Source organism: Vibrio iocasae (assembly GCF_042245395.1).
Taxonomy (GTDB): domain Bacteria; phylum Pseudomonadota; class Gammaproteobacteria; order Enterobacterales; family Vibrionaceae; genus Vibrio; species Vibrio iocasae.
On the sequence record NZ_CP145310.1, the window covers coordinates 1,031,298 to 1,055,345 of the forward strand.

The following is a 24,048-nucleotide window of genomic DNA, read 5'->3' on the forward strand; positions in this document are numbered from 1 at the left end:
AGGGCAAATGATTAATAAGAAGACTCTGCTTGCTGTTACTTTGTGTACAGGTTTGGCCGCTTGTTCGACGACTGGCCCAACCCAAGATGAAACAACAAGTAATGTAAACAAGGATAAAGAGCCAACCGAAGTAACTCCGTTACCTCCTGTAGCCGAACTTCCGGACCAGGAGACACAACCTCCCGTCGTTGAAGAGGAACCAGTTGTGGAACCGGAGCCCGAAGTGAAACCGGAACCGAAACCTGAGCCTAAACCTAAGCCATTGCCAACAAAAACCGAAGAAGGGAAATATATTTTCGGTCAGGAAGAGTGGATATTTGTACCTGGCATCAACCAGCAATTTGTTGCCAAGATCGACACTGGTGCAACAACCTCTTCGATAAGCGCGACAGACATTGTTAAGTTTGAGCGAGATGGTAAGGATTGGGTTAAGTTTAAAATCAGCTATGGGGACAAGCAGTCAAATGAGGTGAGTCTTCCTGTTCTTCGCTGGGCGAAAGTCAAACAATCTAACAGTGACGAACCGCAGAAAAGGCCCGTAGTGACTTCCTGGGTTCAGGTAGGGGACTTTAAAGACAAAGCAGAGTTTACCCTAACTGATCGTACGCATTTGAGCACACCCGTTCTTCTTGGACAGAGTTTCTTCAGAGATATTGCTATCGTTGATATTAGCAGGAAGTATGTTCAGCCAAAGGCAAAAAAATAAAACACTAAGCCCGGTCAACATCCGGGCTTTTTACTCTCTGAATTCCAGACTAACTTCAATGTAGCGAGCATAAGATGACTGACCCATTCTGCATGGTTTTAACCACTGTAAATTGTGACTCAACTAAAAACACCATTATAGAATCATTATTAAAGAACAAACTTGCCGCTTGTATACAAGTATTGCCTATTCACAGCCATTACATTTGGGACGGGAAGGTACAAGAAGATAATGAACAGCTTTTGATCATCAAAACCCAAAAGGGACTTTTCAACGAGCTAGAGTCCGTTATACAGTCGTTACATGATTATGATGTCCCACAAATAGTACAAGTACCTATTACAAATGGGCTCAACCCTTATCTTTGCTGGATTGAAGAATCAACGAAAACACCTAACGTTTAAAGTTTTGTTTCCAGTTTAAAACCCAAAAGATAACGATCGCAGTTAGCGCTCCCATGGTATCGCAGAGCATATCTTTCTGAGCATCCCAAATGTCTCCTTGAGATCCAAGGAAGGCGATACCTTCATCTCCACCAGCCATAGCAGCATACCACCACTCTATGATTTCATACGCGGCCGCCACACTCATGATGGCAAACAATCCAAACATGGATGCAATCAGTTTGTTGCAATAGTTTTTCTTAAATAGATACTCAGCAATAGGGAAGGCATAAAACCCAATTGAAAAGTGGGCAATTCGATCAAAGTTGTTTCTCTCAGACCCGATAAGTTCATTGAACCAGTCAAATGGAACTTCAGAAAACGTATACTTAGCACCAATGGTATGAAGAATCAGCCAGATAAACATCATTACATACGCAGTTTTACTAAAAACGAAAAAGAAACGAGTTACCAAAAGAATAATTCCAACGATACCAACTGCAGGTAGGATCTCGGCCACCCAAACCGCTCTCGATACAGGTTCGATCGCAGCGAATATGAACACGCCTAGATAGACGAGTAATAGTGCAGTAAGTGTGGACTTTGAGGTTTGGTAACTTGTCATACCGGAGTTTCCGTAACACATATGATGAACAACGAGATCACTATGGTGACACACAATAGAACACTGTTCAATTAAATCATCAGGCTTCTGTGGCATCGCTTCTTCGCTGTCACGTCTTCCGGGGACGGGATGAAATGTTTATTATTGGAACAAGAACTCAAAATGGACAGTGCATTGAATGGATAACCCCCTCATTTGGCCAATATTAAAAATCTTACGAACAGAAAATTTTGATAGCCAAAAACAGAGCTGGAAGGTACATGAAATCATGTCGAAGTTATCAGAAGCAGGGCTTCTACCAAAGCTGGACGCCAATCAGGAGAAAGACCTTTTTAAACGAAATTTTCTGATTATGAATGCCTTATATCAGTTGCAGTCGTTGCTTTCGGAGTCTGAGTATCTTCAGGTGCAGTCCATGGATATTCGCTTGATAGAGGCTGAAGTTTACACTGAGAACAAAATCGATAAACATGATCCACTCAAAAGTTACTACACCGACTGGAATAACTATGAGACTTCAGAACAAGAGATTCAGCAACTGTTTGATGATTTTTGGGATAGGTACACTCGCTATATCTCATTAGCTACAACAAACTACTCAAGATTAGAAGCGCTTTCTGTTTTTGGCCTGAGCCCTGATGCCAGCTATTTGGAAATCAAGAAAAAATGGCGTGAAATGGCGCTTAAATGGCATCCCGACAGAGAAGACGGATGTGAGAAACAATTCCGTAGTTACTGTGAAGCGTGGGCAGTACTGAGGGAGAAAAAGGAGTAGAGAATGAAAATCAAACACTACTCCTGTTTTGCTTTTTGGGATCTTACTTATAGCCCGCTATTCGTAAACGGTTGAGTGCTGCAAGAACATCAATAGGGCGCGGTTTCGCAAGATCACCATGAGGAGGGAGGTGACTGAACAAGTTACCGCTTATCAAATCCGTTACCTCTTTAGTAAGATTTTTTGAGTTACCCGGCATTTGTGTCAGCATCAGCCAAACCCAGCCAATACCATTGATTTCGCTTGATGACTCCAACTGCTCCAACGCTGATAAATCAACAAACTCTTTGCCGAACCTTAGGGTGTCCACACCTTTACCAGTTACCCTAAACTTACCTTCAGATAAAATGGTCTGTAACGGTTTTTTATTGAGCTTGCGAGGCGTTACTTTTGCCATTTCCACGTCTGACTCGTTCTTACGCTGGCTAGGATACTCAGCAATCACTTGCTTGGCCTTTTCTGTAATATCTAGCGCTTGATAATCGTGCATTTGGATTACCGTATCAGCGACATCCAGATAATCACCAGAGCCACCCATAACGACGATAGTAGACACGTCCTGCTCATCTCTTAGGTGATCAATTCTGTCTACAAGTGGAGTAATAGGCTCATCACCCTTTGAAACTAACGCCTGCATACGCTCATCACGAATCAGGAAGTTAGTTGCAGAAGTGTCTTCGTCGATGAGAAGGGTTGACGTACCTGCTTCCAGAGATTCCTGTAACCACGCAGCCTGTGAAGTCGAGCCTGAAGCGTCCTGAGTAGAAAAACAGGTCGTATCTTTGCCCATGGGCAGATTGTTGATGTAGTTAGACAAATCGAGCTTATGGATGCAGCGTCCGTCTTCAGCTTTAATTTTCATTGCATCTGAAAGAGCAACCACACGTTCTCTGCCATCACCAGGAATATGGTTATAGATAGAACGTTCAATCGCATTCAAAAGGGTAGACTTACCATGGAATCCGCCACCCACGATAAGCGTCACGCCTTTTTTGATACCCATACCTTTAACAAGTCCACCATTTGGCGTTGATAACTCCACTTCCATAGACTCTGGGGACTGGAACGGAACCGCGCCTTTCATTGGCAAGTCCTGGTTCCCGGCCAGGCGTGGTAATACCGAACCATTTCCAACAAACGCAACAAGCCCACTTTCCGTCAACTGTGCTCTAAGTGCATCCTGATCCTCAATCATTTCACAATGAGCCTTTAAAACTTCTATATCCAGCTCTCGTTCAATGGTAGATTTTCGAATCGACTTTGGAAGGTGGAAAGTAAGGTTGTTTATCGCTTTCTTACCAAGAATGCTTCGTCCTTCTGCGGGTAGGTTTACCCTAAACCTAATCTCAATGCCTTCTTCTGTGAACAGCACAGCTGTATGGTCAAGTACGGTTTGCCCAGTCAGGGCAATGGAAACTAACGGATCATGTTTTGTATAAGCAGAAAAGGTTCGGCTGATAAAATCTCTTGCAGCTACCTGATAGCTTTCAGACTTTTCTCTAAGCCACTTTAGCCCTGTGGGGCCCCATGGTCTTACAGCGCGTAGACGAGACGCAGATGCGTAGGGATCGCTCTGAACATGGTCAATATATAGGGTGAAGTCATCAAAAGAATAGCTCCCCTTAATTTGCTGGTAAGCTTTGTAGTTCTGTTTTTCGATCTTCTTCAGCTTTGCGATTAATTGATCCATAGTCTCGGCTTTTTTGAATGTTTACTTATTAAAAACGGGCGTGGATTATAGTTAACCAAGCCTTATTAATCAAAACATTCGCTACTTATCAATACTCCCAACTTGTTAGTGCTTGTGTGAGGGTTCAGGTGTCAATTGAACAGAGTGTTGTGCCTGTTGAGTGAAAACATCACTGAACTGTTGGCAATCCATCGGTTTACCATACAAGTAACCTTGAGCGTAATCGCAACCTTCATTAATAACAAACAGCTCCTGGTCGAGGTCTTCGATTCCTTCCACCATCACCTTGAGATCCATCTTTTTTGCTACTCGAATCATTGAGCGCATTATCTCTTTATCATTCTCTTCGTTAGCGATGTTTTGTGTAAAACTCTTATCGATTTTTATGATAGAGAAGGGGTATTTCTTAAGGTAACTAAACGAAGCACAGCCTGTCCCGAAGTCATCCAGTGACAGCGTCACTCCAAGTTCACGAAGCTGAATCAATGTCTGATTCGCCAGAACTTCGTTATAAATCAAACAGTTTTCTGTAATTTCAATTTCAAGGCAGGATGTCGGCAACTGATAAGTACTAAGCAGGTGCCTTACCTGATCGATAAAGTCTTTATTCTTGAGTTGCACAGCAGACACGTTCACTGCAATTTTAAAGTCCTTGGTATAGTTGTACCATTCACTCGCTTGCTCAATAGCCGCTCTCAACACAAAACTTCCGACTTCAAAAATCAACCCATTTTGCTCTGCCATTTGAATGAGTGATTCATTTGAGATGACACCAAGCTTAGGGTGGTTCCATCGCAGCAATGCCTCAGCACCAATCCAACGTCCTGTTTTAAGTTCGACTTTAGGTTGAAAGTAGAGGGTCAAATCGTCGTTTCTCACCGCCTGAAGCAGATAGCTTTCTAACTGACTGGCATGATTTTCATCCCTGACTTGCTGCTTAGAAAAGAACATATATTTCTGGCCGGACTCTTTACAAGAGAGCATGGCTTCTCTGGCGTGTTTGGTTAACCCCATCGCCGTGTCTGAAGTTTCACTCGAGGAGACGCCAAGAAACGCGTGAAGGTGGACTTTCTCATTATCCAGCATAAACTCGGAGTGGCTCAATTCAGCAAGCCGACTACAAAACGCTTCAATAAATGAATTGGATTTTGCCACTTCAATAGCGATACCCAAATCCGCTGTGCCTATGCGGCCACTAAAGGATTCAATACCGCCTATGGTTCCAACTCTTTCTCTGTATGCCACAATCAAATCGCTCAACGCTTGTTCACCGTATCTCGCTTGTAAGCGACGTCCATTGGTGAACCCTATCTGGATCAGATAAAGCACAGAGTCTTTACTCAGGTTAGTTAATTTTTTCTCTATTTTTTTCTTAAATGACTCAAAGTTATACAAGCCAGTCGTGACATCGTGTTTCTTCTGGTAATCAATTTCTTGTTCTGCGGCTTTGCGCTTATCAATCTCCTGACTCAGTGAGTAACTCAAGTTCGCCAAGTCGCGGGTACGATTTTTTACGCGCTTACGTAACTCTTTATTTAGTCGTAATAATTTAGACTGCTGATAAATGATGGTTAACTGAGACTCAATCGAATTCTTGAAAGTTTCCAGTAGTGCACGGTAGGTATTAGAGTAGTGGTTTGTCTTGTTGTCCAGAATACACATGGTGCCGAACGGCGAACCATCAGGCCAGTTAACCGGAACCCCGAGATAAGAAATCATCCCTAATGCGATATCAGGATTATTTTTCCAATCTTCATCCTCGAGTGCATTTGGTACAAGAAGTTCTTTCTGACTTGAGATGACCGTTTCACAGTAAAGCCCCTGAGGGACTGCCTCTGTATCACCGACTTTGTAAGGGTTATTTTCTGACGAGCTTCTGCTGTAGACCTCAATCTCGTCTTTGTGCATTCTCATAATCAGTGCGCTTGGCACTTGAGTTATCTCAGCAAGTATATTTAGCGTATTCTGCCAGTTTTGCTGAATCTCGTCCGGGATCGTTAGATCATTGGTATCAATTCTGTTCATACTGCAACTATCCGTGTTGGAGTGATTCATCGTTCATGAGTAACCAGATCATCCTAATCTTTCATTACTCTTTCACTTAGTATAAGCCGATTATGCAACCGAAATAAAAAAAACCTCCAGAATCAGAGGTTTTTAACAAGTTTATTTTAGAGGTGAGACACACTTACGGGCGCATAGCCCTTAAGTCTTCCATTTCGAAGGGAGCTTCATAATCCACACCATCTAAATCAAAACCATTAAGCTGCAGAAACTCTTGCTTATACCCAGCGTAATCCCCAATCGCCTTGAAGTTATCCGCATTCATCTGGTGCATCAAGGTTGAAACTTCTTGTTGAACATCTGAATCTAACTCAAATTCATCCATGCGCAGCAACCGCTCTCCATCGACAGGGACCGACTCGGTTCCATATAACTTATCAGAGAACAAACGCTGCATCTGTTCAATGCAAGTCTCGTGTGTACCTTTCTCTTTCATCACCCGATAGAGCGCTAAAATATAAGGAGTGAATGCAGGAATAAATACACTGGCTTTCGTTACCAAAGCCTTACAGACCGTAGCGTAAGCACCACCATCATAGTTAGCTAACTTCAGGTTCAAAGAGTGGCTGGTTTGGTGAAGATCGACTTTAGCGCGACCAAGAGTACCTTCATGGTAAATCGGATGGGTAAATTCAGGACCAATATAAGAAAAAGCGATGGTCTTACAATTGGGAGCAATCGAATCGGAGTTGATCAGCGTATCTACCCAGGATTCCCAATCTTCGCCACCCATCACCTTGATCGTAGATTCTATTTCCTCGTCAGTCGCTGGTTCAACCGTCGTTTCTTGCCAACTATCATCCTCTAATACAATTGTTGCACCCGTTGCACTTTCACCAATCGTCTTGATGGATGATCGCCACATTTCATCGCTATTGGGTTTAGGACGTACACCAGTCGCTAAGCTATAAACAATAAGATCAACTTCACCATCAAAATGCGTTTCTATCGCTTCAATGACCTGATCACGAACCTCTTGAGAAAAAGCGTCACCAACAATGTTTATCGCTTTTCTGCCTTCTGACTCAGCTCTCTTTTTGAAATAGATATTGTTGTACCAGCCAGCACTGCCTACGCCTTTCTCAGATGGACCTCTTTCGAAGGAGACGCCGATAGTATCAGACTGACTACCGCCAAAACTCAATGCAACTCTTGCAGCAAGTCCGAAACCGGACGATGCACCAAGTATAAGAACTCGCTTTGGACCACCTTCAATAGGCTTTGCGCTTTTGACGTAATCAATCTGCTTTTGAATAGCAGCTTCGCATCCGGTTGGGTGAGCGGAGCGGGCTACCACACCCTTTATTTCAGGTTTAATGATCATTGATAAAGTCCTTATTAGCACACAATAAGGACCGACTATATAGTGGAAGCTGCCCGAGTTGCTTGAGCCAAAGCAACTTTATTCAAGATAAAGTGCCAGGTTATCTGCCATATAACCTGCAATCCAAGGCTGTGCATCGGCATTTGGGTGAAGGCCATCCTGTAGCATCCATTCTTCTTTTAGAATAACGTGCTCTAGGAAGAAGGGAACTAACGGCAGGTCATTGTTCTTCGCAATCGTAGGATAAATATTGGAGAACGCCTGGCTATAACGCTTGCCATAATTCGGTGGGATCTGAATTTGCATTAGGATAACTTTCGAACCAGAGTTGCGTGCTTTTAGCACGATTTGATTCAGGTTGTTGGTGATGGTTTTAGGGTTGAAGCCTCTTAAACCATCATTTGCACCCAGCTCAACCAAAAGATATTCTGGTGTGTGCTCAGAAAGTAAACGAGGAAGCCTGTCAAGCCCGTTACCGGTTGTGTCTCCGGAAATACTCGCATTGATAACCTGATAGTCGAATCCTCTCTGTTTAAGCTCAGAAGGCAAAATCGAAGGCCAGCTCTTCTCAAGCGGCATTTGATAGCCTGCACTTAAACTATCCCCAAGCACCAAAATTGTGTTACTACTAACAGTTGAAGAAAAAAGAATAACTAAAAGGGAAATAAGTCGAATCATGCCACAGTCCGTAATTAAAGCTGAATCAATTGCTAAATTAGTTTCTACCAATAAAGAACATTTAACAATCCTTGAAGACGTAAATTTAGACATTTATGAAGGTGAGTCTGTTGCCATCGTCGGTACATCCGGGGCGGGGAAGTCAACATTAATGACGTTATTAGCGGGTCTGGACGTCCCGACAAAAGGCGAGGTCACCCTGCTGGGACAAGCGCTTTCCACTATGGATGATGAAGAAAGAGCGAGCCTGCGCAGTGAGTCCATTGGATTCGTATTCCAGAGCTTCCTGTTAATTCCCAGCCTTACCGCACTGGAAAACGTCACATTGCCGTGCCTGCTGAAAGGAAACGATGAAGACAGGGAGCGTGCTATTGAGCTTCTGGAGTCGGTGGGGCTTAACAAGCGAATCGATCATTTACCTTCACAACTTTCCGGTGGCGAACAGCAACGCGTGGCACTGGCCAGAGCATTTATGATTAAGCCGAAAATCATGTTTGCTGACGAACCAACCGGAAACCTGGATCAACATACGGCGGAAAAAATCGTCGACTTACTCTTTGAGTTAAACAAAACCCACGGAACTACTTTGGTTTTGGTAACACATGACCAAACTTTAGCAAAACAGTGTGACCGCATCTTTAATATGCACGCTGGTGTTCTTGAGGAGGCTCAGGAATGACAGACGTTAAGAATCAGTCGACTAACTCCCGGCTTTTTCGTTGGAGTATCGAAGAAATCCGGCACGGACAATTGTGGCCAGTCGCAGTTGCTCTGACTCTCATCATCGCTTGCGTATTTGCATTATCTGCACTCGCTGAGCGAATGGAGCAAGTCATTGTAAAGCAGGGTAGAGACGCACTGACCGCGGATCTGGTTTACTCATCTTCTAACCCTATTCCAGAGGTGTTGACCAGCACGGTTTCGAGTCAGTCAAATGTCGAGAGCGCATCGCTCGTTCGATACGGAACCATGTCTTTCAGTGATACTGACATGCAGCTGGTGACCGTCAAGGCTGTTGATGATAACTACCCATTACGTGGAGAGCTTTCGCTCGACAACGGCAGTCAACGAAAAGGGTTTGTTTCACCAGGGGAGTTATGGCTTGATGAACGTGTTTTCTCGCTACTCAATGTTGAGATGGGTGACAGCGTCACTATAGGTGATGCAGACTATGTTATATCTGGTCGTGTGGCGCAGGAGCCTGGAATAAGCTTTAATCCTTTCCAACAAATGCCTTCTGTGTATATCCATGCCTCCGACATCGAAAAGACTGGAGCCCTTCAACTGGGTAGCCGGGTTCGGTTCAACTTATATCTACAAGGTAACGACGCCGCACTCAATACGATAAAAGATTCAATTGAGCTGACACCAAGTGACCGCTGGCGTGATCAGGACTCTAGCACCCGAAATAATGAGTTGTTTGGAACCACCACTCAATATCTCTCTCTTACCGTAGCCATCGTAATTATCATGGCGGCAACTACTTTGGTATTGACCTGCCAGAGCTATGTTGCGAGTCGCTTACAAACTGTCGCTATGCTAAAAAGCATGGGAGCAACAAAGCGCTGGCTCGTTCGCTGGCTGAGCATGCAGGTTATACTGCTGTTCGTGGTAGGTTCAACATTTGGGCTAATTTTAGGTACCGGTCTGGAGATACTACTGAGGGTACCACTTGACGGTTTACTTCCTGACCCACTTCCGGGGTATGGCATTACACCTGCGTTAGTTTCTCTACTTTCCTGCGCACTCATTGGAATTCCTGCTCTTGGTATTCCACTTTATTCGCTGATCACCACTTCAGCTGTTAACGTCATGCAGGCGGAAGAGAGAAAAACAAACCGAAAAGCATTTTGGTTATTGCTTGTACCATTACTTCCTATGATTGCTATCTACTGGAACAACATGCTGGTTTGGTTGGTACTCGGTGGAATTATTGGGTTGTTTGCGCTGCTCGCCGCTGTGAGTATTGTGTTTATCCGGGTAGTGAGCAAGCTTCCGTTATCCACATCGCTGAAACTGGCCGTTAGCCGTATCAGTCGCTCATCTATCGCCAGTGGTATCCAATTTGGTGCGTTAGCGCTTTCTCTTATGTTACTCGCGATCATATGGCTGGTAAGAACGGATCTGCTTGCAGACTGGCAGCAAACGATCCCGACCAACGCACCGAATGTGTTCTCTATTAACATCGCTCCTTATGAAAAAGATTCGTATCTGGAAACGCTCGACTCGAACAACATTGAACGCTCAGATGCGTATCCAATTATAAGAGGGCGCGTTGCGACCATTAACAACAGTGAAGCGAAGACCTATCAGGGAGTGGATAAACAGAGCGACTCCCTTCAAAGGGAAATCAACTTCACTTGGGCGGATTCTATCCCTGAACGAAATCCAATATTAGAAGGAGAGTGGACGGACAAAGGTGGCGTATCCGTTGAATCTGAAATAGCTACTGAGTTAAACCTGAAAATTGGTGACACGCTGGGCTTTGTTATCAACAGCAAAACTGTAACCGCGACAGTGAACTCAATACGCCAAGTAGAATGGCGCGAAATGAAGCCAAATTTCTACTTTGTGTTTACACCTGATGTTTTAGAACAACTCCCGGCTACATGGATGGTTAGCTACCGTATCGCCGATGGCCAGAACCGCTTCCTGAGTGAGCTTTCTCGTTCTTTCCCAACGGTGAGTATTCTTGATATTCGCTCTATGGGCAGCAAGTTGCAGGCGCTGCTCGCTCAAATCATTTGGTCAGTGACTGTACTTGCCGGACTAGGTGTTGTGGCCGGTATACTTTTGATTTTCACATTGCTGCGTTTAAGCCTGTCGCAAAGGCAAGATGAGATTCGACTATACCGGACTCTAGGCGCCAGTAAAAAACGCATTAAGCAGACGATTTGGAGTGAATACGGCCTGATGGCTTTGGTTGCGGGTATTGTTTCCAGTATAGGAGCAGAAGCCAGTGTTGCCGGATTAATGACATGGGGCTTTGAACTAGAAAGTAACTTGCACCCTGCGCTGTGGGTAATATTGCCGATATTAGCCTTTGCTGTACTGGCTTTAACCCTGAATACTCTGATCAGGAAGCTGTTAAGTCCTATATATCAGTGATGAACATCAATCTATCAAAAAGCAGTTTATGCTAAGTATTCAATTAGCTACGGTGAACAGGTAGAATAGCTCATCAGTTTTATTAACATTCCTGTTAATTGAAAATATCGATTACCAGGAACGATGAGCAAAATAGTTGTTTAAGATGGAACTTAACAGACACGCAATTAAAAAACACACTAAGCGCAACTTCAGGCAGATAATATCCTCAAGCCGATGTGGCTGCCTGAGCTGCCTTAGAATTTTCAGCCCGTCTAAAGTCGTAGAATGGACAGGGCATAGCACCACTGCAGTATGCCCTTATTGTGAAGAGGACAAAGTTATCGGCTCTGCATCGGGATACCCGATAACAGAAGAATATATGACTCACTACGCAGCCGCGACGAATCAACAACAACCCGCGAAACAAATCAGTTCAAAATATCGCTCGTCATTCTCGTTACCTTCCATGCTGGATAAGTCTGTCGCTTTCCGACGTATCACTGACACCAAATAATTGTTAACTGGCTCACATTGAGCCAGTTGCTTAATTTTTGTCCCGATTATTCACTTTAAACTAGAGTTATCCACAAAATCAGTGGATAACATTTGGGATAACTCATTGTGGAAAAATGGGCTCTTGAGTAGAGCCCACATGGTGTCTGTCCTTAGAAAGAGTATTAATTTTATACAACGGCTTTTGACTTATTCACTGAATTGGGGTCAAGCAGTTTTTAATATGTTTTAACTATATACACAGCAACAGTTAAACCATTTTGTCATATATTGGTGTTTGGGCTCTAATAGCCAAACCTTAACGCCCATGCTGACCAGATAGCCTGCAAGTGTCGACGATTACCTTTAATAAATTTCACAGAGTGACCCGGTTTAGCCTGAGCAATTCTCGGCTGATCGATACGGGCTAAAACACCAATTTTGGGGTATCCACCCAACGTTTGCCTGTCATTGAGCAAAACGATGGGCTGGCCATCAGGGGGAATTTGTATCGAACCCAGCGCAATTCCCTCAGATATCACTCCGTTTCGGGGAGGAGTGACAGGCTGCCCCGTCAATCGATAACCCATGCGATCACTCGACTGACTCACACTGTAAGTGTTTCTGTAAAAAGCTCTGCGAGCTTCTTTAGTAAACTCTTGAGCCTGATAAGACTCGATTACCCGAAGCCTTAATGGCAGGTTGTAGTCCGGAACAAACCGAAAAGAAACCTGTTTTGGTTCCGTTTTGTGTTGAGGCATACCCAGAGGCAATACATCTCCAGCGACCAAGGGAGTTCCATCCTGATGCAATCCACCAAGTTTCTCTCTTAGAACGGTTGAAGTACTGCCAAGATGTGGTTCAACAACAAAGCCACCAGCAACGGCCAGGTAAGCTCGAAGTCCATTTACAGGAAGGCCAAATTTAAGTGTTTGTCCTTTGGAAACATAAAAAGATGACCAGTTCTGAACTGGCCGATCATCAAGTTTTGCCTGAAGATCGCCTCCACAAATCGCTACCATGCAACCTTTGGTGAATCGATACTCAGCCTGTCCGAGTGTAATTTCAAGAGTAGGGCAGCCAGCTGGGTTTCCCAGAAGTAAGTTAGACCAACAATAAGCGTACTCATCTAATGGGCCACCTTGCGTAACACCAAGTGGTGTAATACCAAACCTTCCTATGTCCTGAATAAGACTCAGCTGACCTGGTTTAATCACCTCCATTACACCCATAACTTGCCACCTAGTTCTTTGTACTCATATTTATCTATCGATTCAAACCGTACTTTTTCTCCTACCCGAAAAGGTGAGAGCCTTTCACTATTCGGGTCAAACAGTTCAACAGGAGAGTTACCTATAATGTTCCATCCTCCGGGCGTATCACTGGGATAGATAGCGGTTTGTCTGTCAGCTATCCCAACACTGCCTTTCATGACTTTTAGCCTCGGCGTTTCAAGCCTGGGGGTTGCTAAATCTTCTTTTACATTGGCCAGAAAAGCAAAACCCGGAGCAAAGCCTATTGTACAAACCGTATATTCCTGCGATGTGTGCAGCTCAATAAGTTGTTCAAGCGAGATTTTTTTTTCGGACAGTATTTTAGGTAAATCTGGAGCGACACTCTCGTGGTAATAAACAGGAAACACAATGCTGTGATTATTCTCTTCTTCTGGATAAAACTCGAGTGAATGCAATAACGATGCGATGCTACTAAGCAGATCTTTTTCAGAAATCCTGAAAGGAAGGTAATCAATCAACAAGGTTGTATAAGATGGTGTGACACTCATGATCGAATCTGAGTGTTCAGAGACGATAACCTCGGCAATTGCACTGATGTATTTTGGCAGCTGAACGTCAATTTCATCAGAGAATCGTATCAGGATTGACGACTCACAAACTGCTTCAATAGAAAGTTTATCCCATATCATAGCGGTTAATACCTCTCCTCAAGCGCTTCATTTAGTCTTCTCACAACCGCAATAGAGTACGTGTTGTCTCCATGTATACAAACTGTATCGGCCTCCAATGTAATTTTTTGACCATTGACTGATGTGACGCTGCCATATTCTGCTAACTGCATCACTTGATAGTAGATATCGTCACTATTGTGCAAGACCGCTTTTTCATGGGTCCTAGGTGTCAACAGGCCATTATCCAGATAGGTTCTGTCTGCAAACGCTTCAAACAAAAGAGGGACATTGTACTCGTCTGCGATTTCCAGGTACTTATCGTTGTGGTTTGTTGCCAAAATCATCAACGGTAAAGAATAAACTTCACAAGCACTGGCTATAGCGCGAAAGATGCCTGGATCTTTCATCATATCGTTATACATAGCACCATGAGGTTTAACGTACTTTAACTCTGCATTGTAATACCGACACATGGCATCCATCGCCCCAATTTGGTAGATCACCATCTGGCTGATTTCTGTATCCGGAAATGCAATGGACTTGCGCCCGAAACCCTGTAGATCGGGATAACCCGGATGCGCTCCAATCATTACTCCATGTTGAAACGCCAACTGAATGGTTTTAGCCATCGTCGCGGGATCCGATGCATGAAACCCACAAGCGATATTCGCCATATCAACCCAGGGCATCACTTCAGAATCGTTACCCATTTTCCAGGGACCAAAGCTTTCACCCATATCGCAATTAATCAATAAACGGTCTTTCCTTACCATAAGTGTCCTAGGGTCTGTTGACCTTTTGCGGTTAAATTTTGTTCGAGATAAAAGCGTTTTAATCGCGGCGAGAGGTTTGTAGCCTAGTTATTCTAAGCAAAATACCTCTCAACAAAGAGTAAAACGCTTTTAGCCGAACCCTTCGGGCAGCGTTTGTGGCTCCTTTCTACTACGTTATCGGCTTAATCAGGTAGAGTAACTACATTTCAAAGCCTCTGCCTTGTATAAAGAACCCACAAACTGCTGCAAAAATCAGCTCAAAAGGTCAACAGACCCTAGTTATGAGTTATTTCATTAAAATGCATCAAACAGCGCAAAGAATCAGTGATCAAATTCATTTAATTATTAGAACAAACCCAATCTTAATTAAATCTCTGAGATATTAAATATAAATAAAAACATGTAATTACATAAAATAGAGATAATATTACTAGTTATTTTCTTTGATACAGCTCAACGTTTGTACAAAAAACAACTTTTACCGCACAAAATTCCGCCTATCATGTTACAATCTAGTTAGTTTTGATGAATTTATTAATTGAGAGGAGATATTTGTGGAGCTTGCGCTAATTCTTACCTTTATCGTTGCCGCTGTAGTAATGGTTAGAAAAGAAATGAAACAAAAATAAGTCGGACATCTTTTAATATCAATTTTTCTTTCCGATTTAGTTATACATCATAGAGTTAAGAGCCACATAAAGTGGCTCTTTTTGCATCTGTAAACCTAGTTAAGTGGGAGTAACATATCCGCTGTACCGTCTTCAAACTGAATATCCAGCTCGAAGCCCAGTTTTTGAGCAAGAGTTAGCATTCCGCGGTTTGTAGGCATCGTCATTCCTGACATCTGCTTGGTACCTTTCTGCCTGCAATAGTCGATAATTTTGTTCATCAAGATCTTTCCTAAGCCTTGTCCTTTAAGGTCGGAGCGAATAAGGATAGCAAACTCCGCATCGATGTTCTCCGGATCAATCAAGGCACGGGATACGCCAATTATATGTCCATCGCTATCAACAGCTACAAATGCCATTTCCCTGTCAAAGTCTATTTGAGTTAGATTAGCTAGAGCCTCATGATTAAATTCACCAACATCAGTAAAGAATCGCTTGTAAAGATCCTCTTTTGAAACGTTCTGAATAAACTCAGCATGGGCAGGTTCGTCTTCAGGAAGAATAGGGCGCAGAAGTATATTTTGCCCATTTCTTAGATCAACGCGTTCTTCAAACTCGACCGGATAAGGTCTGATAGCCAGTCGTTGATGAGCGTCACCAGTAAAAGGTTTGAGTTTCAAATCGACATCGAGAATCGTCAGCGAGTTCTCCCCAACCAGCAACGGATGAATATCTATCTGGTCAATTTCAGGGTTATCGATGACCATTTGAGAGAGTCGAACCAGAAAGTCACAAAGCGTATCAATATTCAAAAACGAAGTTTGTTGAGGACGTATCTTGTTACCCTTTATTGCACGAATAATCAGATAACGAGCCAGAGCCATATTCAGAGGTAACAGAGCTGCCGCTGCATCGATATTTTCATCCCACTCAGAACCACATTCTCCGAGGAAAATTGCAGGGCCAAAGGTTTCATCTGTCGCAACCTTAACATGAAGTTCATAGGCCCCGATCCGACTCGCCATTTCCTGAACAATCAGCCCGTGAACTCTCGCTTCAGGGTACTCATGTTGCACATTGTCCAACACAGACTGCGCGGCATTATGCACCTCTGTCGCTGTTTTCAGATTCAGGAAGACACCATGTACATCAGATTTGTGTTCTATATCTGGTGAACGAAGCTTAACCGCTACAGGGTAACTTATTTGCTCTGCGATCTGCACCGCTTCGCTTGCTTCCTGTGCTATCCAAGTGTCCAGAACCGTAAAATGATACTGTTTTAGTAGAGGGGTGATTTGGTGTGTATCCAGAGTTACCTCACCATCTCTCACTTTCTCTTTCACCCATTCTCTGGCGGTTTGTACTTGCTCTTGGGTTAATTGTTCCGCTGACGTTGGTGTTTCCATCAACTGTTTTTGATTACGCCTGTACTCGACCAGGTGCATGTAGGCAACAACAGCGCTTTCTGGTGTTCGATAGGTCGGTATTCCAGCATGAGTAAACAACGCTCTGGCCTCACGGGTGGTTTTCTCACCACTCCAGTTTGTGAGGATGTTAAAACGTTTATGCCTAGGGTGATTCTTTATACAGTCGATAACCGCTTGAGCCGTTTCAGTAGAATGTGCCACAGCAGATGGGCTATGCATAATCAGCAACGCATCGATATCATCACTGTCCAGCATCGCGTTAATTGTTTTTACGTATCTGTCTTTACCCGCATCTCCAACCATATCGACTGGATTACTATGAGACCAGGAAGCAGGCAGAACTGAACTTAGCTTGTCTTTTGTGGCAACCGACAACTCGGCTAGCTTTCCACCTCTTTGAAGAAGCGTGTCTACCGCCATAATAGATGGACCGCCACCATTAGTTATAATACCGAGCCTTTCACCTCGCAACGGTACTGCGTGGGTTAAGGTTTCAACCGCAGCAAACAACTCATGCGTATTATTTACCCGCAGCATGCCCGTTCTTCTTATCGCGGAATCGTAAATGATGTCCAGCGTATCGCCACCGCCTGTATGACGTTTTGCAGCTTGCCTTCCGGCGTGTGTACGGCCGCCTTTAAGCACCAATATCCTACGGTTTCGGGAAGCGGCTCTCGCAGCTGACATAAACCTTCGAGCGTCTTTAATCGAATCAAGATACAGGAGAATCGCACTGGTATGGCTATCGGTACAGAGATGGTCTAACAGTTCTGCAAAGTCGATGTCACTCCCGTTACCAATAGAGATAAAAGCAGAAAACCCTATGTCTTTGTCATTTGCCCAATCGAGTACTGTGGTACATACAGCCGCAGATTGAGACACAAAGGCAATGTTGCCTTTCTGAGCGGTAACAGGAGAGAAAGAGGCATTAAAGTTAATCCATGGCAGGACAATGCCGAGAGAGTTAGACCCTAAAATTCGTATCCCGTTTTGCTTCGCGATATCGACACACTCTTGTTCAATAGTAAGGCCATCGGGCCCTGTATTATGCATATCAGAAGACAAAATGATGACAGAAGGGACTTTACGTTCAGCCAGAGCGATAAAGAGTTCTTTGTTATGTCGGGCGTTTGTACACAATATCGCAACATCAGGAACAATAGGCATCGACTGAACATCGGGGTAGGCGAGCACACCACAAACAGATTTATATTTCGGAGTAACAGGAATAATTGCGCCCTGATAGCCACCAAGAAGTAGGTTTTTCATAATCACTTCGCCGGCCCTGAACGGACGATTTGAAGCACCGATTACCGCCACTGACGAGGGTTTAAGCAACTTAGAGATATTATTCATGATCGCTCCTGTAGTAAGCACGAATTAATAATAATCCATCTATCTGACAATAAACGTATTTACATCTAAGCTTTGGATAACATGCGAGGTGTAAGGTTGAGTTTGTGCCTCAGGTCACATCAAATAAGTGCCTAACCTAAATAGTCGCTTGATTCTGTTCTAGTCTATAGGCATGATTCTAGAAGTGTTTTATAACTCTGAAAATTATTAGTTTATTCATGAAAAAGATTTCGATTATCGCGCTTTCTGTTTTGCTAGCAGCTTGCTCTAGCGGTACATACACCACAGATGTAACATCAGAAAGTTACAAGGAAGAATACAAGCCACAGGTAGTTGCCGCTGCAATGCCTGCGACAGAGACAATGACCGAAACTTCAGTGTCTCAATCAAAACCAAAATCTAATAGCACAATGCTGGTAGCACCAGCAAAAAGCTCACAAATGGCTCCGGCTCAAGCTAAATCACAATCGAAAAAAGTAAGAATCATCGCTGCAGAGCAAAAACACAGAGATAAGGTACAAAGATTCGGCTATACACTCCAGGTGATCGCTGTAGATAGCGCTGCAAAGGCTCAGACTCTTGCCAACCAACTTCCATCAGGCACACCAGTGTGGGAACACTTTAAGAGAGTTAATGGCACAGATTGGTACGCTCTGCTATACGGAGATTACGAAACAAAATCTGAAGCAAAAGCGGCAATCGCCACTTTGCCATCATATTTCAGAGAGCTTAAACCGTTTGTCAAAAGCTTAGACAGTGTAAAAAACTCTGATTACCCGAAGCTTAGAAAACTAAAATAATTCCATTAAGGGCCGAAAGGCCCTTTTTTGAGACTGTTTTCTAAGCAATCACTACGATTTGTCATAATATTTACCTGATTTCGCTGTACGTTGCTGGTCAGTTAGCTATGATTAGTCCCTATTACTTTTCGTTGTTCATGGATCGATATCTTAATGACTATGTCTAATATTCTTCTTCTGTGTGGCGGTGATTCGTCAGAACATGAAGTGTCACTGGTTTCTGCCAACTTTCTTCTCGAGCAGCTCAACAAACAAACCGACTTTAATGTGGTTCGGGTTGAAATTAAATCGGATGCTTGGGTGAAGGACAATGGAACAAAAGTCATTTTGGATATAAACAAAAAGTCACTGATATCCGATTCTTGTGAGACGAAAATCGACTATATCGTTCCTTGTGTGCATGGATACCCTGGTGAAACAGGTGATCTCCAATCTCTGTTCGAACTGTCAGGGATTCCGTATTTTGGTTGTGGAGCGGAAGCTAGCGTACTCTGCTTCAATAAGATTACGTCTAAGCTTTGGTACGATGCTCTCGACATCCCTAACACACCATACTTATATCTTACTGAGAACAGTGAAGAAGCCATAGAGAAAGCGAGTCAAGCTTTTGATAAATGGGGAAAAGTATTTGTTAAAGCAGCATGTCAGGGCTCTTCCGTTGGATGCTACAGTGTCACGTCTAAAGATGAACTAGCTTCATCCATCGACTCTGCTTTCAGCTACTCTAATCAAGTGCTTATAGAAAAATCTGTTAAGCCAAGAGAGTTAGAAGTGGCTGCTTATGAAATCGATGGTGAACTCTTTGTTTCAAAACCAGGAGAAGTCATTGCTCCCGAAGGAGAGTTTTATAGCTACGATGAAAAGTACAGCAGCGATAGCCACTCTGTAACAGAAATAGAAGCAAAGAACTTGTCAGCGGATGTGCTTGCTAAAATCGCTGACTTTTCTGCGAAGGCCTTTCGCCAACTTCACTTAAAAGACCTTTCCCGAATTGATTTCTTCTATACGAAAGATGGCGATCTTTATCTGAACGAAATCAATACCTTTCCAGGTATGACGCCAATTTCCATGTTTCCTAAGATGCTGGAAAACAACGGCCATGATTTTAGTGAGTTCCTGGCGTCTGCCGTAAGAAAGGCGATCAGTCCCAAGGTCTGATGGTCTTAAACTTAGACATTTCAGACTCTGATGTGTCTTTTAACTCAAGATATTGCGCTGGCATAGCAGGGCTGAGCCAGCGCCCGAAGATTTGAATATCTTTCAACTTATGCCCTTGTCTGCTAAGTTCTCTGGCCGCACCCACTCTAGGAGATTGAGCGGTAAATCTTAGGTTTTCCGGCATACCAAGCCTATCACTCGCTCTCCTCAGTACTCGGTAAATAGACGAATCATCTAGTATGCTATCGCCAATATTTCCATGTCTGTCGATTCTCCGAAAACAAACACCAGTCTCAGGCAATAACTTAAGCCATCGCTTCAATACTGTTGAAGCTTGTTCACTTAAAGGGTATCTGTTGTCCTGAATGGAAATCGTTGAATTCAAGTCTGTTTGCTCAATATCTTCAATTTTTAGTTTTTTTAGTTCAGAGCGTTTTAATGCACATTCGAACATGACGAAGTATATCGCTATATCACGATAGGCCAGGTTAGTCTTTTCTTTGTCCAAAATAGCGTACAAGGACGACAGGTGTTCTTCAGTAAATTCGTTCGCCTGACGTGCATCACCTTTCTTTGTTTGCTCTAGTTGTTTGATAGAGAGTCTTACCTGTCTATTTAGACAGGGATCGGGATAACCGTGAACCTTATGAATAATGCCTAACGAGACACTGTAACGTTTTATAGAGGAATACTTTCGGTTGGCGGCTTCTTTTTCAAGAAAGAGCCTAACTGCAGCCACAGATGCAGGTAAAGGTGATACGTTATTTGCATGGCAAAAACTGACAAAGCGGTTCCAATCTGACGCAATAGCCAGCTCAGAGCTTTTTGAGTAAAGCCCAGTTGTTACCGTACGCACATTTGTGAAATCCACTTGCTGTTTGAACCGGTGTACGCTAAGTTCACATTCTTTTTTATTTTCAATCGGTTGTAATCTTTTTCTACTCATTTAACTACTTAAAAACAGGCAATTTTGGGCTTGAATATCGCTTAAATGTAATTATTATTAATAGATTCCTAATAAAAAGCATAATCAAGCGGTATGGCTACTACATTTCACAGAGGATATTGCATACAGTCAAGCTCGGATAGAGAAGTCTGGCATGTACGAATCAAAAACCAAGTTCTTTCCGGAAATCTCACTGCAGTAAAAAAATCAATTGATTGGTGGTGTGATACTGCAACTGTTATCGATCCTAAAGAGTTTGCATCGCTAGCTCCAGCCTCTGGAGAAGAAGCAAATGAACAGATTGAAGAGTACAATGGATTTTCTATTAAAAGCGATTCTGGCGCAAAGAACAGCTGGTATTGTATGTTTAAAGGTAAGCTAGTAAAAGGTTCAAAAGAAGCGATCAAGAAGCATATTGATAAGCACCTTGAAGTATTGGCTAGCAGACAGAAGAAGTAATAATGAGTTTAGTATATTCAACAGAAACAGGCCGTATTAAGCCAGAACAAGAAAAACCAAAGCGCGAAAAAGGTGACGGCATTGTACGTATCCAAAGACAAACCAAAGGCCGTAAAGGCAAAGGTGTTTGTATCGTAACAGGACTTGATTTGGATGACGCTCCATTGAAACTGTTAGCAGCAGAGCTTAAAAAAGTATGCGGTTGTGGTGGATCTGTAAAAGATGGCACCATTGAAATACAGGGTGACAACAGAGACAAGATCAAAGCACACCTAGAGAAAAAGGGATTTACAGCAAAACTAGCGGGTGGCTAATACAGGCATAGCGTTATATGTATACGGTTAAGAAAAACCAGCAGAGATGCTGGTTTTTTATTGTTTGGAAGCTAGGGGAACAATAAAGTGAATAGAAGACTGTTCCTAAACCCAGTACATTTAACATAACACACATAATGCGTAGTTATGTGCATTGGTTAAGTTACAATACAAACATGGTAACTACGACGCCAAAGCACCCAATTTATCGAAGCAAGTAACTGGCATTTCTTTCTTCAGTTCATACGTACTTTTACCATCAGTCCGTCGATGAGAGCTGTTTAGGAAGAACCTAAAACTGCGAATCGACCTTAAGGAATCGGTTTCTATTATCTTTGGTCGATATTTGCAACACACGCACATGAGTTGCGAATTATCTATGTCTAGCGTGCTACTAGTCTTCTACCGCGTCTACGCTTCATATCGAAGGTAATTAGTTTTTCAGGACTAAAGGCTTATCGAGGAGGAATAGAACCTACACGCCTTAATCCCAACTAATCCACGTCTTACCGGTGATGCCAGTCGTTACATGGTCACATTGATTCAAATACCGAAAATGACCATTACTTACACCACTTAATATGAACTTGTGTCCTTTTTATTCGATGACAAACACATTATAACCACTGGTTATGGCTATATGTTGCGGCTTTATAAGGCATCCAGCATGAGTAAATGCTCACACGCAGATCTGTCACTTTTAGAACATGGTCAGCACAATATTCTGTTGCAACGAAGTTAGGATGTAATTTAATTACAGTCTCGACGTAATTTGTATTGTTATTTGTATCATTCTTGGGTGTGGTGGGATATTCAACCTAGTAGGTTTGCGTAAAAACAGTGAGTTAGTAAGATTTGGCAGAGAAACTAATTGCTTGATTAACCTGGTACTGGTCACACTGGCTTGATGAGCCTAATTATAAAAAGAGAAATGCATTTAGTTATATTGCACTAGAGGGGTACCAATACGAGAACTATGAGTAAGTGTAAGAGAGGGAGATAACTCCCCTTCCCTTTAGTCTGCTTTTTCGTTTTGTTCTTTACGGATTTGATCAGCAACTATTTGAATGGCTTCTGCAGTACTCACTCCTTCAGCCATCAGCTTTTGGATTTTATCAACTGCTTCTTGTTGCTCTTGGTGAGATAAAGTAGGAAGGTCGTTAAACATATATTCGGCTCCTTTTTTACAGAAGCCGAATATTAACAGGATTTTAGTAGGTAGCAAGGAAGTTTACGTAACCGCCCATCGCGTCTTTAGATGTATAACTAACCGCAACATCCATTTCTAATAAGCCTAGTGGTGATAATCCAACACCTGCAGTAAATGTATCTTCTGAGTCGCTATAAGCCATGTTCTTTTTATAACCACCACGAAGTGCAAGTTGGCGGAAGATATCGATCTCAATACCGGCTCTAAACCACTGTGTATTGTCCTTAAAGGAAGTAAAACGTTCATCTTCGTTCAGATCATAGTCGACGCTTAGAGCAAAGTAATCATCAACATATCCAAGACCAACAGTATATTGAGGTCTCATTCTGTACTCGAAGTCTGTCGTGATTGTATGAGTATTGCTTGTTGAGCTACTCGTCAAAACAGTCGTAATCTGCTTTGTTTCGATATCACGCCCAACGAGATTGGTACCAGTAAAACCAACTCGTAGTGGTCCATAAAACCACAACGCACCAATATCTACGTTTAAAATAGTTTCCCCAGTACCGTTTTCTCGCAAATCTTTAATGTCATAGCTTTCAGGAGAGGCGGTATAAACATATGTATAAATTCTTTGTAGTTTTGGAGAAATACCAAAAGACATATGCTGACCGAAAACAGTTGAGTACCGAGCAATTGATACTCCCGCTTCTGCAACACCAATAGAAACTGCATTTACCGCTGTCAACTCAGCACTTTCTGCAATTCTTCCAGCCTCAGTTGCTTCTGAGCTAGTCCAGACTTCAGGTGTAACAAATGATTCCGTGTACGCCTTACCAAAAATCGTCATCGAAAGGTATGGGTTAGGAATACCAAAGGCAACAGCACCGCCCAATTCCAGTTTTGCTTCGCTGCCCTTTAGGTTGTTTAGAGCAGTATCCACGCTTGTTAGGACACTAGGGTCAGCTGCGGCTGGGTTATCTTTGATTGCTTTTATGTTGTCTGCAATCACATCAAGATTATCGACCATGTTGTCCGTGTCATCGTACATAAGTCCGATACTCGGCAATAACATTCCGGCGTCATCATTCCGGCGATAAATTGCCGTCAATGCTGGGTTATAAAATGGGGCTGTCAGGTAGGTAGCAGAAACAACACCAGTTCCGCCCATAGCGTCACCGCGTGCATCAACAGCATAGTTAGCGGCAAGAGTAGAAAAAGAAGTTAGAGAAACCGTGCCGACTACCGCTAAACGTAGTTTATTCATATATTTACACCTAAAATCATCCAATGACAGTGTATCGGCGCATTGCGCCGAACCTTT

General features: G+C 43.0%; 22 protein-coding genes. 10 read left to right on the forward strand and 12 right to left on the reverse strand.

The window, feature by feature from the left end; genetic code table 11:
• Positions 1-7 precede the first annotated feature (7 nt).
• Together SNR28_RS04635 and cutA are read left to right on the forward strand one after the other, a co-directional pair.
• The gene (locus SNR28_RS04635) at positions 8-706 is read left to right on the forward strand and encodes an ATP-dependent zinc protease (RefSeq protein WP_375749855.1); all 699 of its coding nucleotides are present in this window, start codon (positions 8-10) and stop codon (positions 704-706) included.
• A 74-nt stretch (positions 707-780) separates the two neighbouring features.
• Positions 781-1,110 carry a divalent-cation tolerance protein CutA gene (gene cutA, locus SNR28_RS04640; protein ID WP_375749856.1) on the forward strand — a complete coding sequence of 110 codons (330 nt, stop codon included), beginning with the start codon at positions 781-783 and terminating at the stop codon, positions 1,108-1,110.
• On the opposite strand, the gene SNR28_RS04645 is transcribed toward cutA, so the two are convergent.
• Complete coding sequence (locus SNR28_RS04645; RefSeq protein ID WP_375749857.1) at positions 1,100-1,714, reverse strand: DUF2238 domain-containing protein; 615 nt, start codon at positions 1,712-1,714, stop codon at positions 1,100-1,102. The two genes, cutA and SNR28_RS04645, sit on opposite strands and share 11 nt — an antisense overlap.
• Before the next feature lie 178 nt (positions 1,715-1,892).
• Between SNR28_RS04645 and SNR28_RS04650 the strand changes: the two genes are divergently transcribed.
• Positions 1,893-2,489, forward strand: a complete 597-nt coding sequence (locus SNR28_RS04650) for a DNA-J related domain-containing protein (RefSeq protein WP_375749858.1) — start codon at positions 1,893-1,895, stop codon at positions 2,487-2,489.
• Between the two features lie 43 nt (positions 2,490-2,532).
• Here SNR28_RS04650 and SNR28_RS04655 read toward each other — a convergent pair whose 3' ends face one another.
• The 4 genes from SNR28_RS04655 to SNR28_RS04670 form a co-directional block, all read right to left on the reverse strand.
• On the reverse strand, positions 2,533-4,179 hold the full coding sequence (locus SNR28_RS04655) for an ABC-ATPase domain-containing protein (RefSeq protein WP_375749859.1): 1,647 nt from the start codon (positions 4,177-4,179) through the stop codon (positions 2,533-2,535).
• 105 nt (positions 4,180-4,284) lie between these two features.
• Entirely contained in the window at positions 4,285-6,204 is a 1,920-nt protein-coding gene (locus SNR28_RS04660; protein WP_375749860.1) for an EAL domain-containing protein, read from the reverse strand.
• Between the two features lie 163 nt (positions 6,205-6,367).
• Positions 6,368-7,567, reverse strand: coding sequence for an enoyl-ACP reductase FabV (gene fabV / locus SNR28_RS04665; protein WP_375749861.1), 1,200 nt, complete (start codon positions 7,565-7,567; stop codon positions 6,368-6,370).
• Between the two features lie 78 nt (positions 7,568-7,645).
• Positions 7,646-8,245: an arylesterase gene (locus tag SNR28_RS04670; RefSeq protein ID WP_375749862.1), complete on the reverse strand. Its 600-nt coding sequence runs from the start codon at positions 8,243-8,245 to the stop codon at positions 7,646-7,648.
• Here SNR28_RS04670 and SNR28_RS04675 point away from each other — a divergent pair.
• The 3 genes from SNR28_RS04675 (at position 8,244) to SNR28_RS04685 (ending at position 11,849) form a co-directional block, all read left to right on the forward strand.
• A complete protein-coding gene (locus tag SNR28_RS04675; protein ID WP_375749863.1) occupies positions 8,244-8,924 on the forward strand; it encodes an ABC transporter ATP-binding protein in 681 nt (226 codons plus the stop codon). The two genes, SNR28_RS04670 and SNR28_RS04675, sit on opposite strands and share 2 nt — an antisense overlap.
• Positions 8,921-11,353, forward strand: a complete 2,433-nt coding sequence (locus SNR28_RS04680; RefSeq protein ID WP_375749864.1) for an ABC transporter permease — start codon at positions 8,921-8,923, stop codon at positions 11,351-11,353. Before SNR28_RS04675 ends, SNR28_RS04680 begins: the two co-directional genes overlap by 4 nt.
• A 145-nt stretch (positions 11,354-11,498) precedes the next feature.
• A complete protein-coding gene (locus tag SNR28_RS04685; RefSeq protein WP_375749865.1) occupies positions 11,499-11,849 on the forward strand; it encodes a hypothetical protein in 351 nt (116 codons plus the stop codon).
• Positions 11,850-12,132: 283 nt separating this feature from the next.
• On the opposite strand, the gene SNR28_RS04690 is transcribed toward SNR28_RS04685, so the two are convergent.
• The 4 genes from SNR28_RS04690 to SNR28_RS04705 form a co-directional block, all read right to left on the reverse strand.
• Positions 12,133-13,059, reverse strand: a complete 927-nt coding sequence (locus SNR28_RS04690; RefSeq protein WP_375749866.1) for a biotin-dependent carboxyltransferase family protein — start codon at positions 13,057-13,059, stop codon at positions 12,133-12,135.
• Positions 13,050-13,751, reverse strand: a complete 702-nt coding sequence (gene pxpB, locus SNR28_RS04695) for a 5-oxoprolinase subunit PxpB (protein ID WP_375749867.1) — start codon at positions 13,749-13,751, stop codon at positions 13,050-13,052. The genes SNR28_RS04690 and pxpB overlap by 10 nt, the downstream gene beginning before the upstream one ends.
• Positions 13,752-13,756: 5 nt before the next feature.
• On the reverse strand, positions 13,757-14,506 hold the full coding sequence (locus tag SNR28_RS04700) for a 5-oxoprolinase subunit PxpA (protein WP_375749868.1): 750 nt from the start codon (positions 14,504-14,506) through the stop codon (positions 13,757-13,759).
• A gap of 724 nt (positions 14,507-15,230) precedes the next feature.
• Positions 15,231-17,897, reverse strand: a complete 2,667-nt coding sequence (locus tag SNR28_RS04705) for a GNAT family N-acetyltransferase (RefSeq protein ID WP_375749869.1) — start codon at positions 17,895-17,897, stop codon at positions 15,231-15,233.
• A 218-nt stretch (positions 17,898-18,115) separates the two neighbouring features.
• Here SNR28_RS04705 and SNR28_RS04710 point away from each other — a divergent pair, with 218 nt between their 5' ends.
• Complete coding sequence (locus SNR28_RS04710; RefSeq protein WP_375749870.1) at positions 18,116-18,697, forward strand: SPOR domain-containing protein; 582 nt, start codon at positions 18,116-18,118, stop codon at positions 18,695-18,697.
• Positions 18,698-18,850: 153 nt separating this feature from the next.
• Positions 18,851-19,855 carry a D-alanine--D-alanine ligase gene (locus SNR28_RS04715; protein ID WP_375749871.1) on the forward strand — a complete coding sequence of 335 codons (1,005 nt, stop codon included), beginning with the start codon at positions 18,851-18,853 and terminating at the stop codon, positions 19,853-19,855.
• Here the strand turns inward: SNR28_RS04715 and SNR28_RS04720 are convergent.
• Complete coding sequence (locus SNR28_RS04720) at positions 19,839-20,801, reverse strand: tyrosine-type recombinase/integrase (RefSeq protein ID WP_375749872.1); 963 nt, start codon at positions 20,799-20,801, stop codon at positions 19,839-19,841. The genes SNR28_RS04715 and SNR28_RS04720 overlap by 17 nt on opposite strands.
• Before the next feature lie 93 nt (positions 20,802-20,894).
• On the opposite strand from SNR28_RS04720, the gene SNR28_RS04725 reads away from it, so the two are divergent.
• Complete coding sequence (locus tag SNR28_RS04725) at positions 20,895-21,260, forward strand: DUF3319 domain-containing protein (RefSeq protein ID WP_375749873.1); 366 nt, start codon at positions 20,895-20,897, stop codon at positions 21,258-21,260.
• Between the two features lie 2 nt (positions 21,261-21,262).
• A complete protein-coding gene (yciH, locus tag SNR28_RS04730) occupies positions 21,263-21,574 on the forward strand; it encodes a stress response translation initiation inhibitor YciH (protein WP_375749874.1) in 312 nt (103 codons plus the stop codon).
• A gap of 1,015 nt (positions 21,575-22,589) precedes the next feature.
• Here yciH and SNR28_RS04735 read toward each other — a convergent pair.
• The gene (locus SNR28_RS04735) at positions 22,590-22,742 is read right to left on the reverse strand and encodes a YoaH family protein (RefSeq protein WP_375749875.1); all 153 of its coding nucleotides are present in this window, start codon (positions 22,740-22,742) and stop codon (positions 22,590-22,592) included.
• Between the two features lie 43 nt (positions 22,743-22,785).
• On the reverse strand, positions 22,786-23,991 hold the full coding sequence (locus SNR28_RS04740; protein ID WP_375749876.1) for a conjugal transfer protein TraF: 1,206 nt from the start codon (positions 23,989-23,991) through the stop codon (positions 22,786-22,788).
• Positions 23,992-24,048 lie beyond the last annotated feature (57 nt).

What these genes read in the sequence shown, in the direction of transcription:
- SNR28_RS04635 (WP_375749855.1), top strand. Translation starts at nt 8, where the DNA reads ATGATTAATAAGAAGACTCTGCTTGCTGTTACTTTGTGTACAGGTTTG.
- cutA (WP_375749856.1), top strand. Translation starts at nt 781, where the DNA reads ATGACTGACCCATTCTGCATGGTTTTAACCACTGTAAATTGTGACTCA.
- SNR28_RS04645 (WP_375749857.1), bottom strand. Translation starts at nt 1,714, where the DNA reads ATGACAAGTTACCAAACCTCAAAGTCCACACTTACTGCACTATTACTC.
- SNR28_RS04650 (WP_375749858.1), top strand. Translation starts at nt 1,893, where the DNA reads ATGGATAACCCCCTCATTTGGCCAATATTAAAAATCTTACGAACAGAA.
- SNR28_RS04655 (WP_375749859.1), bottom strand. Translation starts at nt 4,179, where the DNA reads ATGGATCAATTAATCGCAAAGCTGAAGAAGATCGAAAAACAGAACTAC.
- SNR28_RS04660 (WP_375749860.1), bottom strand. Translation starts at nt 6,204, where the DNA reads ATGAACAGAATTGATACCAATGATCTAACGATCCCGGACGAGATTCAG.
- fabV (WP_375749861.1), bottom strand. Translation starts at nt 7,567, where the DNA reads ATGATCATTAAACCTGAAATAAAGGGTGTGGTAGCCCGCTCCGCTCAC.
- SNR28_RS04675 (WP_375749863.1), top strand. Translation starts at nt 8,244, where the DNA reads ATGCCACAGTCCGTAATTAAAGCTGAATCAATTGCTAAATTAGTTTCT.
- SNR28_RS04670 (WP_375749862.1), bottom strand. Translation starts at nt 8,245, where the DNA reads ATGATTCGACTTATTTCCCTTTTAGTTATTCTTTTTTCTTCAACTGTT.
- SNR28_RS04680 (WP_375749864.1), top strand. Translation starts at nt 8,921, where the DNA reads ATGACAGACGTTAAGAATCAGTCGACTAACTCCCGGCTTTTTCGTTGG.
- SNR28_RS04685 (WP_375749865.1), top strand. Translation starts at nt 11,499, where the DNA reads ATGGAACTTAACAGACACGCAATTAAAAAACACACTAAGCGCAACTTC.
- SNR28_RS04690 (WP_375749866.1), bottom strand. Translation starts at nt 13,059, where the DNA reads ATGGGTGTAATGGAGGTGATTAAACCAGGTCAGCTGAGTCTTATTCAG.
- pxpB (WP_375749867.1), bottom strand. Translation starts at nt 13,751, where the DNA reads ATGATATGGGATAAACTTTCTATTGAAGCAGTTTGTGAGTCGTCAATC.
- SNR28_RS04700 (WP_375749868.1), bottom strand. Translation starts at nt 14,506, where the DNA reads ATGGTAAGGAAAGACCGTTTATTGATTAATTGCGATATGGGTGAAAGC.
- SNR28_RS04705 (WP_375749869.1), bottom strand. Translation starts at nt 17,897, where the DNA reads ATGAATAATATCTCTAAGTTGCTTAAACCCTCGTCAGTGGCGGTAATC.
- SNR28_RS04710 (WP_375749870.1), top strand. Translation starts at nt 18,116, where the DNA reads ATGAAAAAGATTTCGATTATCGCGCTTTCTGTTTTGCTAGCAGCTTGC.
- SNR28_RS04715 (WP_375749871.1), top strand. Translation starts at nt 18,851, where the DNA reads ATGACTATGTCTAATATTCTTCTTCTGTGTGGCGGTGATTCGTCAGAA.
- SNR28_RS04720 (WP_375749872.1), bottom strand. Translation starts at nt 20,801, where the DNA reads ATGAGTAGAAAAAGATTACAACCGATTGAAAATAAAAAAGAATGTGAA.
- SNR28_RS04725 (WP_375749873.1), top strand. Translation starts at nt 20,895, where the DNA reads ATGGCTACTACATTTCACAGAGGATATTGCATACAGTCAAGCTCGGAT.
- yciH (WP_375749874.1), top strand. Translation starts at nt 21,263, where the DNA reads ATGAGTTTAGTATATTCAACAGAAACAGGCCGTATTAAGCCAGAACAA.
- SNR28_RS04735 (WP_375749875.1), bottom strand. Translation starts at nt 22,742, where the DNA reads ATGTTTAACGACCTTCCTACTTTATCTCACCAAGAGCAACAAGAAGCA.
- SNR28_RS04740 (WP_375749876.1), bottom strand. Translation starts at nt 23,991, where the DNA reads ATGAATAAACTACGTTTAGCGGTAGTCGGCACGGTTTCTCTAACTTCT.